The sequence below is a fragment of the Paraburkholderia sp. BR14374 genome (assembly GCF_040948685.1).
Classification (GTDB): domain Bacteria; phylum Pseudomonadota; class Gammaproteobacteria; order Burkholderiales; family Burkholderiaceae; genus Paraburkholderia; species Paraburkholderia youngii.
In genome coordinates, this window is the sequence record NZ_JBFPKF010000014.1 from 131,181 (window position 1) to 145,295 (window position 14,115).

14 protein-coding genes and 1 pseudogene are annotated in these 14,115 nt (G+C 59.4%); 9 read left to right on the forward strand and 6 right to left on the reverse strand.

Annotated features, from left to right (window positions below; all coding sequences use genetic code 11):
* Window positions 1-4: 4 nt before the first annotated feature.
* On the reverse strand, window positions 5-985 hold the full coding sequence (locus tag AB3X86_RS27090) for a flavin reductase (RefSeq protein WP_368598381.1): 981 nt from the start codon (window positions 983-985) through the stop codon (window positions 5-7).
* Between the two features lie 145 nt (window positions 986-1,130).
* The gene (locus AB3X86_RS27095; protein WP_368598382.1) at window positions 1,131-2,912 is read right to left on the reverse strand and encodes a helix-turn-helix domain-containing protein; all 1,782 of its coding nucleotides are present in this window, start codon (window positions 2,910-2,912) and stop codon (window positions 1,131-1,133) included.
* A 159-nt stretch (window positions 2,913-3,071) separates the two neighbouring features.
* On the opposite strand from AB3X86_RS27095, the gene AB3X86_RS27100 reads away from it, so the two are divergent.
* From AB3X86_RS27100 to AB3X86_RS27110, 3 genes are all read left to right on the forward strand, one after another.
* Window positions 3,072-3,662, forward strand: a complete 591-nt coding sequence (locus AB3X86_RS27100) for an amino acid synthesis family protein (protein ID WP_368598383.1) — start codon at window positions 3,072-3,074, stop codon at window positions 3,660-3,662.
* Window positions 3,663-3,703: 41 nt separating this feature from the next.
* Window positions 3,704-4,648: a 2-hydroxyacid dehydrogenase gene (locus AB3X86_RS27105; protein ID WP_368598384.1), complete on the forward strand. Its 945-nt coding sequence runs from the start codon at window positions 3,704-3,706 to the stop codon at window positions 4,646-4,648.
* Window positions 4,649-4,724: 76 nt separating this feature from the next.
* The gene (locus AB3X86_RS27110) at window positions 4,725-5,204 is read left to right on the forward strand and encodes an Lrp/AsnC family transcriptional regulator (protein WP_008919388.1); all 480 of its coding nucleotides are present in this window, start codon (window positions 4,725-4,727) and stop codon (window positions 5,202-5,204) included.
* A 459-nt stretch (window positions 5,205-5,663) separates the two neighbouring features.
* Here the strand turns inward: AB3X86_RS27110 and AB3X86_RS27115 are convergent, their stop codons facing one another.
* Window positions 5,664-6,074: a hypothetical protein gene (locus tag AB3X86_RS27115; RefSeq protein ID WP_368598385.1), complete on the reverse strand. Its 411-nt coding sequence runs from the start codon at window positions 6,072-6,074 to the stop codon at window positions 5,664-5,666.
* Between the two features lie 57 nt (window positions 6,075-6,131).
* Window positions 6,132-6,314: a hypothetical protein gene (locus AB3X86_RS27120; RefSeq protein WP_368598386.1), complete on the reverse strand. Its 183-nt coding sequence runs from the start codon at window positions 6,312-6,314 to the stop codon at window positions 6,132-6,134.
* Window positions 6,315-6,634: 320 nt separating this feature from the next.
* Here AB3X86_RS27120 and AB3X86_RS27125 point away from each other — a divergent pair, with 320 nt between their 5' ends.
* From AB3X86_RS27125 to AB3X86_RS27140, 4 genes and pseudogenes are all read left to right on the forward strand, one after another.
* Complete coding sequence (locus AB3X86_RS27125; RefSeq protein ID WP_368598387.1) at window positions 6,635-6,946, forward strand: hypothetical protein; 312 nt, start codon at window positions 6,635-6,637, stop codon at window positions 6,944-6,946.
* 570 nt (window positions 6,947-7,516) lie between these two features.
* Window positions 7,517-8,614, forward strand: a pseudogene (locus AB3X86_RS27130) (mechanosensitive ion channel family protein); the annotation flags it as partial.
* Between the two features lie 222 nt (window positions 8,615-8,836).
* Window positions 8,837-9,151 carry a hypothetical protein gene (locus tag AB3X86_RS27135; RefSeq protein WP_368598388.1) on the forward strand — a complete coding sequence of 105 codons (315 nt, stop codon included), beginning with the start codon at window positions 8,837-8,839 and terminating at the stop codon, window positions 9,149-9,151.
* A gap of 609 nt (window positions 9,152-9,760) precedes the next feature.
* On the forward strand, window positions 9,761-10,276 hold the full coding sequence (locus tag AB3X86_RS27140) for a YMGG-like glycine zipper-containing protein (protein ID WP_368598389.1): 516 nt from the start codon (window positions 9,761-9,763) through the stop codon (window positions 10,274-10,276).
* A gap of 646 nt (window positions 10,277-10,922) precedes the next feature.
* Here AB3X86_RS27140 and AB3X86_RS27145 read toward each other — a convergent pair.
* Entirely contained in the window at window positions 10,923-11,063 is a 141-nt protein-coding gene (locus tag AB3X86_RS27145) for a hypothetical protein (protein WP_176369008.1), read from the reverse strand.
* A gap of 5 nt (window positions 11,064-11,068) precedes the next feature.
* Window positions 11,069-11,290: a hypothetical protein gene (locus AB3X86_RS27150; RefSeq protein ID WP_368598390.1), complete on the reverse strand. Its 222-nt coding sequence runs from the start codon at window positions 11,288-11,290 to the stop codon at window positions 11,069-11,071.
* Between the two features lie 208 nt (window positions 11,291-11,498).
* Here AB3X86_RS27150 and AB3X86_RS27155 point away from each other — a divergent pair, with 208 nt between their 5' ends.
* The gene (locus AB3X86_RS27155; RefSeq protein WP_368598391.1) at window positions 11,499-11,813 is read left to right on the forward strand and encodes a DUF4148 domain-containing protein; all 315 of its coding nucleotides are present in this window, start codon (window positions 11,499-11,501) and stop codon (window positions 11,811-11,813) included.
* Between the two features lie 614 nt (window positions 11,814-12,427).
* Window positions 12,428-14,080 (forward strand): NAD-dependent malic enzyme, encoded by a 1,653-nt coding sequence (locus AB3X86_RS27160; RefSeq protein WP_368598392.1) that lies wholly within the window; start codon window positions 12,428-12,430, stop codon window positions 14,078-14,080.
* Window positions 14,081-14,115: the final 35 nt, after the last annotated feature.

Genomic DNA, 14,115 nt, shown 5'->3' on the forward strand with positions numbered 1-14,115 from the left:
CGTATCAAGAATGAGCAGATTGAAGCCACGGCTGCGTGTCGCCGACCATGGCGACGCGACCGCCGTCGAGTGAATCCATGTAGATGCCGAATCTCCCGCGTTCGGTCTCATGGACGTAGCGTCGCAACATCGCGCGGATCTCTTGCGACGTGATGTCCTCGAAGGGAAGCTGGTTCATCGGGAAGAAGCAGAACTGCTCCGGCAGTCCGCAACTTCCATACGGATGGGCAATCCTCGCGCGATAGATCAGGTATCCGGGATCGTTATCGGCAATGTCGAACACCGAGTACAGGAACGTGTCATAGGGCTCGAGCGCGAGTTCTCTGCCGCCGGCAAGAGGAAGCCGCCCCTCCCTGATGCGGCTCGTGGCGCTTGGCAATACCCAGCCTCCCTTGCCATCTCGTGCAAGCAACAGACTGCCGTCGGCCTCGATGAGGTATCCGACGATCATGTTGTGCGAAGACAACCAACCCGGCGGCAGCGGATCCTTGACCTGCGCGTATCGACCGCGACAGAAACCGAGCGGGTCCGCGGGGCTCGTGCCGAATGCCTGAATGCGACCCACCAGGATGGCGTGATCACCGGCATCGACGAGGCTATGAACCGTGCAGTCGAACCACGTCAGGCAATCGGTGAGTACGGGCGCGCCTGTGTGCACGGCGTCGTGGACAACCGATGCGAACTTGTCGGCAGATTTGGACGCGAAAAGATTCGAGACATCGACCTGCCCGTCGTGCAGAAGGTTGACTGCAAAATGCCCGCTCTGCTGGAACACGGGGTAGCTCGATGCACCCTTGCCGATACACACCAGCAGCAACGGCGGGTCAAGAGAGACAGACGTGAAGGAATTGGCCGTCATGCCGCGCGGACGGCCTTCCGCATCACGCGTCGTGATGACCGTCACCCCTGTGACGAAGGTGCCGAAAGCACGGCGCAACGCCACGGGATCGATTGGTTTGACCTGTTCTCCGGCGTCCTTTTGCATTCCCGTCACCTCAAAACGTGTTTGTCTTGAGGTGAACGATATGTGATGAAAATCCGAGCTTCTTCCTCCGTCCCGAAGGAAAACCGCAATTAATTAGTATCGTTTTGTAGGCAGGGTTTTCACGGATGCATATCGCACGATCGACTCAGTGGGTTCCTGTCAGTTGATGAAGGTGAATCGCAAGTTCGACGGCGAACCGCCGGTCAGGCGACTCGACGTCGATGTGAAAAAGCTCGTTGATACGTGACAGGCGGTAGCGCAGTGTCGTGACGTGCAAGCCCATCTCGTTGGCGCAGAGTTGACTGCGGCATCCCGAGCGCAGATAAGCCGAGAGTGTTTGCAGATAATCCGAGCGGGTGCGTTTGTCGTATTCGATCAGCTTGCCGATCGCACCGTCTACGAAAATCCGAACGTCTGCAGAATCCGCTGCACCCATCAGGATGGGAACAGGGCCGAGATCAGGCATCCGCAGGAAGCCGGTTTTTCCATAGTTGCGGGCAACCCGGATCATCCGCCAGCAGCGTTCCCATTCCTGCGCCAGAGGTTCCATTCCCTCGAAGCGTTCGCCAAGTACGACGATTGGCGCACACCCAAAAGTCCCGGAGACCGCATCCGAGATTTGCTGCCCGAGCCTCGTCAATGCGGTAGCGTCGGAATCTTCTTCGTCGGGGAGCAGGCAGACAAGTCCACTACCAACCATCACGACGTGCATCGTGATGTTCTGCTGCCTTGCGAGCAAGGTGACCGTTCTATGGCCCTCGACGGTGAGATTGGTGCCTTGACCAGCGGGGCCCGGAAAGTCGATCACGATCATCCGAAGTGGCGCGGTGAGGGCGAGACCAAGATGCCGTGCTCGCCCCAATACGTCGTCCTCACTGCGCCAGCGACGCTCCACGATTTCGAAGAACAGTTCGGTGAGCGTGCGCGTCTCTATGCGGAAGCGGATCACGCTGCGCATCAGTTGAACGCTCAGGGCGAAGCTGACGCTCTCGAGCATCAGCTTCTGCAGGTCCGACGGTTTGCCCTCGCCGAACGTCAGCAGGGCTCCCACCAGTTCATCGTCGATGGTGAGCGGCTGGATCGTGGCTTCGACAGAGCTTCCCTGTCCGATCGGCAGCACCACGGATGACTTGCGCTGAAACTCGATCGCATCACGCACGATCGGAACGAATTCCCGGCCTCTGGCACCCGTCAGCCATTTGGCCCACGCTGCGTCGTCGTAGATGGAGGGAAGAGGCGATCCCGATCCGAGGAGGTAGTTCGAGAAGAAATCCACGACCACCACCGGCCCGTCAAGGAGGTCGCCGAGCGACACGGTCAAGGTCGCCAATGACTCACCCGCCAGAACCTCTCTGAGCAACGTGCGTTGCGATTCGATGATGCGCTGAAGCTGCTCATTGGCCTGCGTTTGCGCCCGATGACGATGCGCCCGCTCGACCGCGATCGCGCCGAGTTGCACAACCGCCGACATGAACGCGAGGTCCTCCTCGCCTACTTCGCGTACGGCGCGCGACGCAACCGTCAGTACCATTGGCCGACCTGCCGTATCGCTGCTGGTCATCGGCAAGACCAGAACGGTGCGGTAACCGCGTACCTTGGCTTCGCGTCGATAGCCCGGGAATTGTGTCGTCTCGAGTGCGTCGCGAATATAGACGGGCTCGCGCGTCTGCAATGCGATCAGACAAGGACTCGTCGCCAGCTCCCAGCGATCCTCGGTCTGCTGCGGCAGCATGCTCGACTCATACCGGGTCAGAACAAGCGCATAGCCGTGAGCGAGGTCGACAGACATGATCGAGCCAAGATGCCATGCGCCCTGCTCGCAGGCGGACCGAATCAAACCGGCCAATAGCTCGTCGATGTTCTCGTCCGCACTGATCTGGCTGGCAACCCGGCTCAGCGCCATGACCTGTTTCTGCTGATCGGACATCGTCCCCTCCTATGTTTCCGAGGAAATTACACGAAACCGTAGGAAAGAAAAAAAGAATCTTCCTGCGTTGAGAGGAAGACACGTCGCGCCACGATGCATAGCATTGATGCGTGCTCGTTCCCGAGCCGATCTCAAGCCCAATGCACCAGGAGACTTCCAGTGAGCGCCGAACTTCGAAAAATCGCGACCTTCATCGAGACAACCTACGTCGAAGGGGGTAAGGCAGCGGGAAAGCCCGTCACGACGGTCATCGTGGCGGCAGTGATTCGCAACCCGTGGGCAGGACAGGGTTTCGTTGAAGACCTGCGGGCCGAAATTCTCGCGTCGGCACCCTCTCTCGGGGAAACCCTGACGCGACAACTGACAAACCTCATACCCGCCGAAGGGGTGCAGGCGTATGGGAAAGCGGCCGTGGTCGGCGTGAACGGCGAAATCGAGCACGCCTCGGCGTTGATCCATACACTGCGCTTCGGCAACGTGTTTCGCCACGCCGTCGAAGGCACCGCCTTTCTGAGCTTCACCAATACGCGTGTCGGACCAGGCGCCCTGATTTCAGTGCCGATGATTCACAAATCGGAAACCGGTAAGCGCTCCCACTTCATTACGAGCACCTTCCAGATTGCAGATGCGCCCGGCCCGGACGAAATCGTGATCGCGATCGGCGCCTCCGACGGCGGACGGGTCCATCCCCGAATCGCAGACCGCTTCCAGGATATGGAAGAGATGGCCAACGAACAGGCGTCCGCCTGAGCTTACGTCGCATCGCAACGCCCACGCGAAAGAGATCAACCATGACAGGCCCGATTGCGTTTATTAGCAGCATGCCGTCCGAGGTACAGGACAGCTACCTCGCATCGCTCCGCGCGGCCATGCCGGGTGAGAACATCGTTCCCTTTGATCTGCTCACGGACGCGCAGCGTCAACTGGTCGAAATCGCGGTGGTCGCGAGACCCGATCCTGTCAAAGTCGCCGCCCTGCCCAAGCTCGCATGGATCCAGAGCATGTGGGCAGGCGTCGACCAACTCCTGCCCGCGCTTGGGAGCAAAGCGCCGCCAGTCGTGAGATTGATCGACCCGGAAATGTCGCGAACGATGTCCGAAGCCGTACTCGCATGGACGTACTTCCTTCAACGGGACATGTCCGCGTACGCCCGCCAGCAAGCGAGATTGCTCTGGAGGCAGTTGCCATACCGCAAACCATCTCAAGTCAGCGTCGGTCTACTGGGTATGGGTGAACTTGGAACGGCTGCGGCAGTCCGGCTGGCGGACGCAGGGTTTAAGGTGCGCGGCTGGAGTCGCTCGACAAAGCGCCTGCCTGGCATCGAGACCTGTTCCGGCGAGAGCGGGCTCGATCTCATACTGCGCGAGAGCGACATCGTCGTGTGCCTGTTGCCTCTCACACCGCAGACGCAGGGCTTGCTAAATATCGAGCGACTGACTCAAATGAAGCGAGGCGCTGCGCTTATCAACTTCTCGCGCGGGCCAATTCTTGTCGAGAACGATCTGCTCACGATGCTCGAGCGTGAACATATCTCGCACGCAGTGCTGGACGTCTTCAGTGTCGAACCGTTGCCGCAAGAATCCGGATTGTGGCGCCATTCATCGGTCACTGTGCTGCCGCACATTTCAGCGCCGACGGACAACGAAACAGCCGCCACCGTGTTCGCCGACAATGTTCGCGCGTATCGGAGTGGCGGGCGCATCCCCGCCAATGTCGACTTGACTCGCGGTTACTGACCTGGCATGCAGCGTCTCCACCTCCGCTCCTTGCCATGACATCGCGTATTTCCGTTTTGTCGACCGAAGGCCGCACATGCTGAAGCTTGATCGCTACGATATCGCAATCTTGCAGATCCTCGCCCGCGAAGGGCGCATAACCAAATCGCGATTGGCCGAAGCGATCCATCTCTCTATTTCGCCTGCCTGGGAACGCGTCCGTCGGCTCGAAGAAGGTGGAATTATCCGCGGCTACCGGGCAGAGTTCGATTGGGTTGGCGCAGTTGATATCAGCCATATCATCGTCGAGGTGACACTCTCGCGGCATACCGCTTACGACCTGCATCGCTTCGAGACACGCATGTGTTCCGCGCCGGAAGTTGTGCAGTGCTATGCGACGGGGGGTGGCATCGACTACATCGTGCACACGGTCACACGAAACATAGATGATTATCAGCGCTTCATCGACGCAATGCTTTTGGATGATCTCGGCATTGAGCGCTACTTTACTTACGTCGTGACGAAGATGGTCAAACAGGTCACCTGCAACGTGCCTGAGTGGATCGCGTTGGATTGATCTCGTGTGGGCGAGGGGTATCGGACTCGGCATGCCGTTCGTGCGTAACGGCCGAGGACTGGACTACTGCTCAGCAATCGGCCTGCCAGGAATGCCGCCCAGATTGATCGACAGCCCGCACCACCAGCCACGGTGCGCGGTCGAGCAAAGGAAGACCAGCGGACTCGCGGGGGTGCACCCTGCAGACGCGTCTGGCCACCTTACGGAATTTTCCGGCCGAGCTTCCTGAAAGCGTTCGGCTCCCCAGAACAATGATTGGCGATGAGGCAATCATAGGTACGACCTTTCGGCGTTAAAGCATCTGTTCGGCACGCGAGCGGCGCCGCAAACTGGGTTGACTCGCATGCGCTGCCTTTACCCTGCCCTGATCACCACGCATTTGCGGGCACCGCATGGCGACAGCGGCAACACACCCGCAGTCCACATATGTGATATTCTCATCACTCTTGGTTAGAGTCGTCAACTATGGTCTGATCTGCCCTCTTCCGCGGCATGCGTTGCCGCTCGCAGGACCGCACTATCTCCGATATGGAACCGCTTGCCAGCCGGTGAAACCAGTGAAACCGGTTTACTGAACTCCCTCCCGTCCGGCTGCACGCATGCCGAATACCTGACGACAGCTACCCATTCGTATATTTTCCCGCCACGCGGCATCGCCTTGATCTGTTCAACCAGGCCGCGGGGTTCCCGCGGCCTTTCCCAAAGGTCGCCGTAGTAGCGACATTTCTGATCCACCGACGCCAGTACCATGAAACCACCGTTCGAGTCAGTGGCCGGAGCGCCCACGACTGTGGTCTCGATTGACACATCGGTAGCCGCATTGGCATGGACCATTATCGGCAGGAGCAGCGCGGCAAGTGACTTCTTCATTGATACCTCACTGGAGGGTTGCATCTGTTCTGGGGCGGCCACGTGAACCGATGAAGTTCAGTGCATCTGCTCGCTATTCAGTGCGAGCAGGCGCTCCAGTTCCAGCAGGGCCTCGCCAAGCAGGTCAATGGCGCCGTTGGGCGTGGACGCCGTAGCAGCACTGCGAAGCGCGGCCCGTACGATCCGGTGAGCGCTTTCTGGTCTTGCTTTACCGATCCTCGCGATGAATTGCTTTTCCATAAGTATTCCTTCTCTGGACAATAAGAATCCGGCACCTGATGGATGAGGTGACGGCGGGAAGTATATGCGCCGCAGACCTTGAATCGCCGCTCGAAATTGTCTGTTTCCATCTTGCCAACGAACGCGGCGATGGGCTGGTCCGTGCGAGCTTCTGACGTTGCGCCCGGAGGAACTGTTCGTTGCCGCGCAGTTGCTTGTCAGTGGTTAGTAATTCGATAGACTCTCGCTCAACGAACTGGCGGCAAGACACTGTGCTGCGCCAGCACGTTATTCAGAAATCCGCGTTCTCTTGTATCCGACGCGCTAGTGGAGAGACCATCATGGCAAAGGCAAGAAAGTTCATCCCAAGTACCGTTCTCGCGTCTGTGCTATCCGTACCGGCTGTTTCATTCGCACACAGCACTGGCTCGCCAATGAGCGAACAAGTGCGCGTTCCGGTTCGGCAGCAGGGTCCAAGCTATTTGGACAGAACAACCGCCGCCGCCGGCTATCCGATGGACTTTGCGTGCGCCAAGGCGCGGATGCAGGCTCAACAACAGGCGTTTGAACAATATGGGGGCGTGAGAGGTTCGTCCGCAAAGCATTCGTCAGTGCAACCCGTTTCCGGCAGCAGCGTGTTATCGGATATTTGAAGTTAGCGGCGCGACAGTTGAGATGGCCGGTTTCGCAGGCCGGCGAAGTTAACGTGATTTCTCAAAAACCAGAAGATAACCATGAAACAACTTTATTTGGCGGCGTTCGTTATCCTTAGCAGCTCCTCAGTATTCGCCCAAAGCGTAACGTATCAGCAGCTCGCTTCGCAGCAGCCCTCGTCGCAGCAGCTGGCGCAGGCAACGTCTCAAGCCCGGAGCCAGCTTTCGTCACAGCAGCCTTCGTCGCAGCAGCTGGCGCAGGGAACGTCTCAAGCCCAGAGCCAGCTTCCATCACAGTTGCCGACACAGCTCCCTAAACTGCCGACGCCCCCCTCGTCACCGCTTCCGCAATTCCCCCAATAGAACTGATAGAAGCTGCTCGCGGCCGCGAAGTCCTGCGCAAATGCGCACGACACTCGCGGCCGCTATGGATGTTTGTCTTGCAGTTGCCTCTTTCATCGACCACCCGACGAACACCGGCGGGGCAAACGAGACGTGGCAACACGGCGACGACCTGTGGCCGCGCCTGGCGTTGACTGATAGCAGTCGCGATTTCTTCCACATTGCACTCGCGGTCTAGTCGCGTTGATCGTCGCGTTGACCATCGGCGCTTCGTTGTTTCATGCGAACCGGGTACGTACTGCAATGGCCGCAGCCGGAAATTCACCGGAAGGTCGGTCGACACTTGCGGGTCTGATTCAGGCTGCCGTCTGCGTTGTCGCAATAGACGCCCTGGCACTGGGCGGCGACCGGCTGCGTGCGCTCACTATCATCCCCGCTCATATCTTCAGCGCCCTGCTCACATGCGGCGTCGGAATATATCTGGTGCGGTCCGTGCGCAGATGGTTCGACAGGGAGTTGTTGCCCAAAACAGAAATGAGTCCCGGCATGCGGGCGTCGTTGCTCACGTTGTTTGCGAACATCGGTTACGTGCTCGTCGTGCTGCAGTCCTTGTCTGTGCTAGGCGTCAGATGGCACAACCTTGCATGGATAGTCAGTGCGTTGTCGGTGGGAATCGGTTTCGGTCTACAGGAGATCGCAAAGAACTTTATCTCCGGATTCATCTTGCTCGCGGAGTGGCCGGTGAAGGTGGGGCGACATGATCAGTATCGCCGGCATCGAGGGGGACATACGGCGCATTAGTGTGCGTGCCACTCAGATCCAGCTTGCAGACAGGTCAACCGCGATCGTGCCGAACTCGCAGCTCATCTCGCAGAACGTGCGCAACGTCACGATGGGAAACACCACACAGGGTATCGCCTCCCTGGTGCTCATATTCGCCCTCGGCGTCGAGCCGGAGCAGGTCCTGCCACATTCTTCTCGATGCTTGCAGGGATCACCCTTCGGTTCTGGCGCATCCGGCGCCATCCGTCATGTTCAGTCAGTTGACGCCCGAAGGCATCACGCTCACGGTCAACGGGGCATTTAAGGAGTCCTAGGAACGCTCCCGGCATCAAAAGTGAACTCATGTTCGCCATCCTGAAGCGGCCCCGTGCCGCGGATATCCCTTTGTCGAACCTGCGAACGGTTTTGCTCCATGCACCGCACCGGGGTGCCTCCGCAATGGGCGTGGCGGGGCTGCGGGCGGGCCGTCCCGTGGCAGTTCTTCAGGCGCAACGAGCGTATCGGCGAACGCCCGGAATACTGCGGAGCGGCGTCGAGGCGTAGCGCCGGTCTTTCCGGCTAAGGCGCAGCGACGACGGCTCCCTCACTATCTGGCGACGAACGTTGCATACCCGGAAACAATGAATTTATGTAAGTCGTTTGAAATACGCGGATCAGAAGATTACGCTCCTCGAGACCATAGGCAGAAAGATCCCCAGATTCTCCCGAGGTCGTTTCCAGATAATCCGCGTCATTGTCTCCGACGCCCAAGATAGGAAGTTCATCATGGCGAACGCATCCATGCCCGTTTTCACGGTCGTGTCAGTCCTCCCTCTTTCCACTGTCAGATCCGCAGAGAACAACGATCCTTTGGCGCGTGAACTGGCGCGCAAAGCCAGCGTTCAACTGCAGCAGGCGGACTGCGAACGCATCGATGGCTATTCGCCCAGTCCTGCGGACATGCACGTGACTTTGGCGAGCCTGGCGGCTCGACAGCAGGCGTTCAGCAGAGCCCGCGCAGTGAAATACCATTCATCGGTTTCCGGCGCAACAACTGCGTCGCGTCTGGCCTCCTATCGTTCGATTTATCAGGAAAGTTGATTGGACGTCGAAGCGCGCTATAGGCAAACCTTTCCAGTCTTGTCACGTCTTGCGTAACGCGACGCCGGTGTAGGACGTCGAACAAAACTGTGCTTCCGTCAGCTGCATCGGTACGTCGGCAAGTTAGTGGTCCTTCGCGTTCCTGTCTGGAATCGCCAGGCGTTGTGCGCCGGATCGCGACTAAACCCGCTTCATTGAATAGGGACACTGCTGTGCGATTGAGGATAGTTATACATTTTTTGGCAACTATAACCGCATGCTTGTGTGGCAGTGCGCAAGCGCATACGCGCATCGGGGTAGTGGTATGGGTGCCGCCTCCGGTCATGATCGCGCCCGCGCCGATGTTCTACGCAGCGCCATCCCCCGTCGTCGTCCAATCGATCCAGCCATCGCCGACGACCGCGTATGTTGAAAAGGCCCAGGAAACTCCGGCGGTGGGCTCGTGGTGGTATTGCCCAGCGACGAAGAAATATTACCCATACGTCAAGGAATGTTCGAGCGGTTGGGTAGAGGTGCCTGCGAAACCGGCCGGGACGAAATGACATGACTAGGAACAATTTGATTTCCCTGATTCCGAGCGCGAAACGGGGCTTATTCGTCGTAGTTGCAATGACTATCGCAACCGTTATCGTCGCGCTCGCCGGTTGCGCTGCCACGCCGATGGCCCCCACAGTGATGGCGCTGCCCGGCACCGGCAAATCGTTCGAACAATTTCGCAGCGATGACGCGATGTGCCAGCAATTCGCTTCCGGGCAGACAGGCGGCGCCAACACTCAATCGGCCTCAGGAAGCAGCGCGCTCGGCGGTACGGCCGTCGGCACCGCGCTTGGTGCCGCCGCCGGTGCCGCGTTCAACGGCCGCCGTGGCGCGGCAGTCGGTGCAGGTATGGGCTTGCTCGGTGGCAGCATGATCGGCGCCGGCATAGCACAGCGTGCCGCCACCTGCCTTCAAACTCGCTATGACCAGGCGTACATTCAATGCATGTACGCAAATGGCGAGCGTGTGCCAGTCCCGGGCGCCGCCGCTGTATCTCAGACTCGCGACGAAGCACCGCCACCTCGGCCGGCCTACAATGCGCCACCTCCGCCGGCCTACGACACGCCCCCGCCACCGGGTTACTTGTGAGTCTCCTGTTGAGGCTAGCGGCCTGGCACGCGTTCCCCGCCGTGGCGCACAGCTGCCTTGAACCGTTTCCAGCCACTTTCGGGACAGCGCGTCTCCCGGTCTTCGCGGGCGCGTGCTCGATCTGTTGGTTTTCTCCAGAGATCGACGCAAGATCAACCTATTGCGATAAGTTACTCAATTTAGACACAACTACTTGTGTGAGCGACGCGACTTTTCCCGTGAAACGCGAATCGAAATGCTTCCATTAAGATAACTCTTTCTGTCACCGGACTGTTCTTTGCCCATGCGACGCTCGCAGGGGGCGTCCTTCCACAAGGCGGCACTTACGTTGCCGGCGCGGGCACGATAGCCAGCCAGGGGAACAAGCGACCGAAGTTGAGGCAAAGAGACATCTTACATTTAGCCGAAAGTTATGGACTTTGGTCGGTTGCCCATGGATGGCCCGACTCCCTGCTGATAAATACGACGCGCCCCCAGTCCAGCTCCGCCGTTTTTGGCACGTAACGCGCGCGGGTCGAACGCCGCTAATCAGGTTGAGTTGGAGGAAGTCTAGGCATTCACTATCGTCCTGCGCGAAGAAGTCGTTCGGGCGCTCTGTCCCTGCGTTGTTGACGAGAATATCGGCCAGCGGCTGGACGCATTTCGCTCAGCGCGGCATCGACCGTTCCCAGGTCCGGCCGTTCACTACGACGACAGAGCCTGCGCGCGCCAGCCCTTCCGCAATCGGGCGACCGATGCTGGCGGTGGAATCCGTTACGATCGCCTTGCCATTCAATTTGACCTTCATGGCACTTATCTCCGTTCGACTTCCGCTTCGGCGGCTCGGCCGAGGAATTCAACGCATCCTTGCGTCACAGCGATAGAGCGCGCCTGGATTCCTGCTGCCGACAGCTCAACGAAGAACTGGCATTGCTGCGTCTCTCCGGTCAGAAGATGACAACCATTCTGGCTCGGCGTGATCACCCAACCGTGATAGGCGCTCGAACCCGTTTCATCGCCATCGTGCATCGCCAACGTTACTCGGACTAGTCGATAAGCGCGGACCACTCTGCAGAGCGGCCAGCGGCACCTTCGTCGCCTACCACGGTTTCCTTTGCTTCTTGAAAAAGTCCCTTCAGAGATGCGGCTTAATCTTAGGTACCCGTTTGACTAGACTGTGTTCACTGATCTACGAACAGGGCTGTTCGTAAAGGAAACCAACCAAAGTCTGGAGGTAAGTACCATGAAGTCCCTTATTCAAGCTGTTGTCGTCGCTGCTGCCCTTGCTGTTCCTGTCGCTGTGTTCGCTCAATCGAACCAGCCAGTCACCCGCGCGCAGGTGCGCGCCGAACTGGTCAAGCTTGAAAAGGTCGGCTATAACCCGGCTCGCGGCACAGACCCGTTCTACCCCGCCGACATCCAGGGAGCTGAAGCGAAGGTGGCGGCGCAGCAAGCCAAAGCGAACGACGGTTACGGTGGTGCTGCGAGTGGTTCTTCCGATGCAGGACGCCCCGCAGTGTCGAGCGAGAGCGTGGACACGATTTACAGCCATCAGTGACGCATCGATATGGGATGTACGGCAGATGCTAAAGCTTCTGGCTTGAGCATCCAGTCTGGGCGCGCACTACCCGGCGCGTTCCTACATAAATATCCGGCTCGCTAGCGCGGCAATGTCCGGCAGCGGGCCAACCTCGCATCGAATGCCTGTCGGACATTGGCCCGAGATGGCCTCGCGCCCACACTTCATGCGGTGGAGCGAAGTTCCGATGCGCGGTTAAGTGCGTGCCTCTAAACCACGATAGAGGTGGACGCACTTGCGCCCTGCGCCTCCGTGGCGGATGACACGTTTCAGCGCGGCACGTGCGCGGTTTCAGTCGTAACAATTGCGAAGATGTCTCCTGTTTTTCTCACGCGGTCCAGGCAAAGCACGGCTCTGCCCGATTAATTGGCAATCCGTTGCAAGTCGAAAACCGCTTACCAGCAGGTGTTTTTTAATCGATGACATCAAGCAGATTTCAATTGTAAATCGGGAGATATGGACAACCTGCTCAAGGGGAACAAGAATTAGCCCCGAACGCAGGCAAGAACCAACCGGACATTGCCTGAGCGCAACCACCGCGCGCTTGCGAACGGCTGCCGCCGATGTCATCTGGAAAAATTGTGGAGCATGTTATGAGCACGAGTAACGCACTGACCGCACGTCAAATCCTTCAGGATCCCCGCCGCAACCGCGGCACATCGTTCAGCGAAGAGGAGCGCCGCCGCTATGGGCTCGAGGGGCTGCTGCCTCCCGCGGTGCTGCCGCTCGATCGGCAAATTGCCCGAGTCAAGGCCGAAGTCGCAGCACTGGACAACGACTTGCAGAAATACCTGTTGCTCTCCGATCTGCAGGCGCGCAATGACACGTTGTTCTATGCGACGGTAATGTCCGATCCCGCCCAGTTCATGCCGATCGTCTACACCCCGACCGTTGGCGAGGCGTGTCAGAAGTTCGACCATATCTTTCGTGCGACGCGAGGCGTGTACCTTCCCATCACGGCTCGCGGCCGTGTCGACGAACTGCTCGCCAACTGGCCGGTCGAAGACGTTCGCTTTATCGTAGTGACGGACGGCGAGCGCATCCTGGGACTGGGCGACCTGGGCGTCGGGGGCATGGGCATTCCGATCGGCAAGCTCGCGCTCTATACCGCGTGCGCGGGTGTGCCACCGGAAGCCTGCCTGCCGGTCATGCTCGACGTAGGGACGAATAACCAGGCACTGCTGGACGACCCGCTATATCTCGGCCTGCGCCGTCGGCGCGTACGCGGCGAACAATACGACGCATTTCTGGCGGAATTCGTCGAAGCGGTTCAGTTGCGCTTTCCAAAGTGCTGTATTCAGTGGGAAGATTTTGCGAACTTCAACGCGGTCTCGCTGCTCGCCCGTTACCGGGATCGCATCTGCACGTACAACGACGACATTCAAGGCACAGCTGCGATCGCCCTCGCCGGCATCTACGGCGGCCTGCGCATCACCGGTCAGAAGCTCTCGGAGCAGCGCTTCCTGTTCCTCGGCGCAGGCGCCGCGGCAACCGGCATCGCGGGCCTGATCGCGCAGGCGATGATGCAGGAAGGCCTGTCGCGCGAGGAAGCACTGCAACGCACTGCGCTGTTCGACGTGAACGGCCTGCTGGTGAGTTCGCGCGACGATCTGGCTGACTTCCAGCGCCCCTTCGCGCTCGACCACGCTCCGGTCGACCGCTTCGTCGACGCGATCCAGGCATTGCGCCCGACGGGCATCATCGGCGTGAGCACCGTGCCCCATCTGTTCGACAAGGATGTGATCGAGGCCCTGAGCGCGCTCAACGAGCGGCCCATCATCTTCCCCTACTCGAACCCGACCTCGCGTTCCGAATGCACGGCCGAAGAGGCTTATCGCTGGTCCGATGGTCGTGCGATCTTTGCGAGCGGCAGCCCGTTCGCGCCGGTGACGTTCAACGGCCGCACCTTCGTCCCGGGGCAAGGCAACAATGTCTATATCTTCCCTGCACTCGGCATGGCGATCTACGCGACCGAGGCCACGCGCGTGACCGATGAAATGTTCATCATTGCCGCGCGGGCAGTGGCCGAACAGGTATCCGCCGCCGACCTGGACAAGGGATTGATCTATCCGCCTCAGCAATCGATTCTCGAAGCTTCGCTGCGCGTCGCCACGCGCGTGGCGAACTTCATCCATGACCGAGGCTTTGCCCGTGCCCCGCGCCCGGCCGACATGGCGGCTCACATCCGCGCCTGCGCATATCGTCCGGATTATCCAGGCGTCGTGGACTTCAGCGCCGCCGCATGACCGCGTCTCAAACTGCGCCGCGCGGCGCAGTTCGG

Coding starts and splice junctions, on each gene's coding strand:
- AB3X86_RS27090 (WP_368598381.1), bottom strand. CDS start 985: ATGCAAAAGGACGCCGGAGAACAGGTCAAACCAATCGATCCCGTGGCG.
- AB3X86_RS27095 (WP_368598382.1), bottom strand. CDS start 2,912: ATGTCCGATCAGCAGAAACAGGTCATGGCGCTGAGCCGGGTTGCCAGC.
- AB3X86_RS27105 (WP_368598384.1), top strand. CDS start 3,704: ATGACAGGCCCGATTGCGTTTATTAGCAGCATGCCGTCCGAGGTACAG.
- AB3X86_RS27110 (WP_008919388.1), top strand. CDS start 4,725: ATGCTGAAGCTTGATCGCTACGATATCGCAATCTTGCAGATCCTCGCC.
- AB3X86_RS27115 (WP_368598385.1), bottom strand. CDS start 6,074: ATGAAGAAGTCACTTGCCGCGCTGCTCCTGCCGATAATGGTCCATGCC.
- AB3X86_RS27120 (WP_368598386.1), bottom strand. CDS start 6,314: ATGGAAAAGCAATTCATCGCGAGGATCGGTAAAGCAAGACCAGAAAGC.
- AB3X86_RS27125 (WP_368598387.1), top strand. CDS start 6,635: ATGGCAAAGGCAAGAAAGTTCATCCCAAGTACCGTTCTCGCGTCTGTG.
- AB3X86_RS27135 (WP_368598388.1), top strand. CDS start 8,837: ATGGCGAACGCATCCATGCCCGTTTTCACGGTCGTGTCAGTCCTCCCT.
- AB3X86_RS27140 (WP_368598389.1), top strand. CDS start 9,761: ATGACTATCGCAACCGTTATCGTCGCGCTCGCCGGTTGCGCTGCCACG.
- AB3X86_RS27145 (WP_176369008.1), bottom strand. CDS start 11,063: ATGAAGGTCAAATTGAATGGCAAGGCGATCGTAACGGATTCCACCGCC.
- AB3X86_RS27155 (WP_368598391.1), top strand. CDS start 11,499: ATGAAGTCCCTTATTCAAGCTGTTGTCGTCGCTGCTGCCCTTGCTGTT.
- AB3X86_RS27160 (WP_368598392.1), top strand. CDS start 12,428: ATGAGCACGAGTAACGCACTGACCGCACGTCAAATCCTTCAGGATCCC.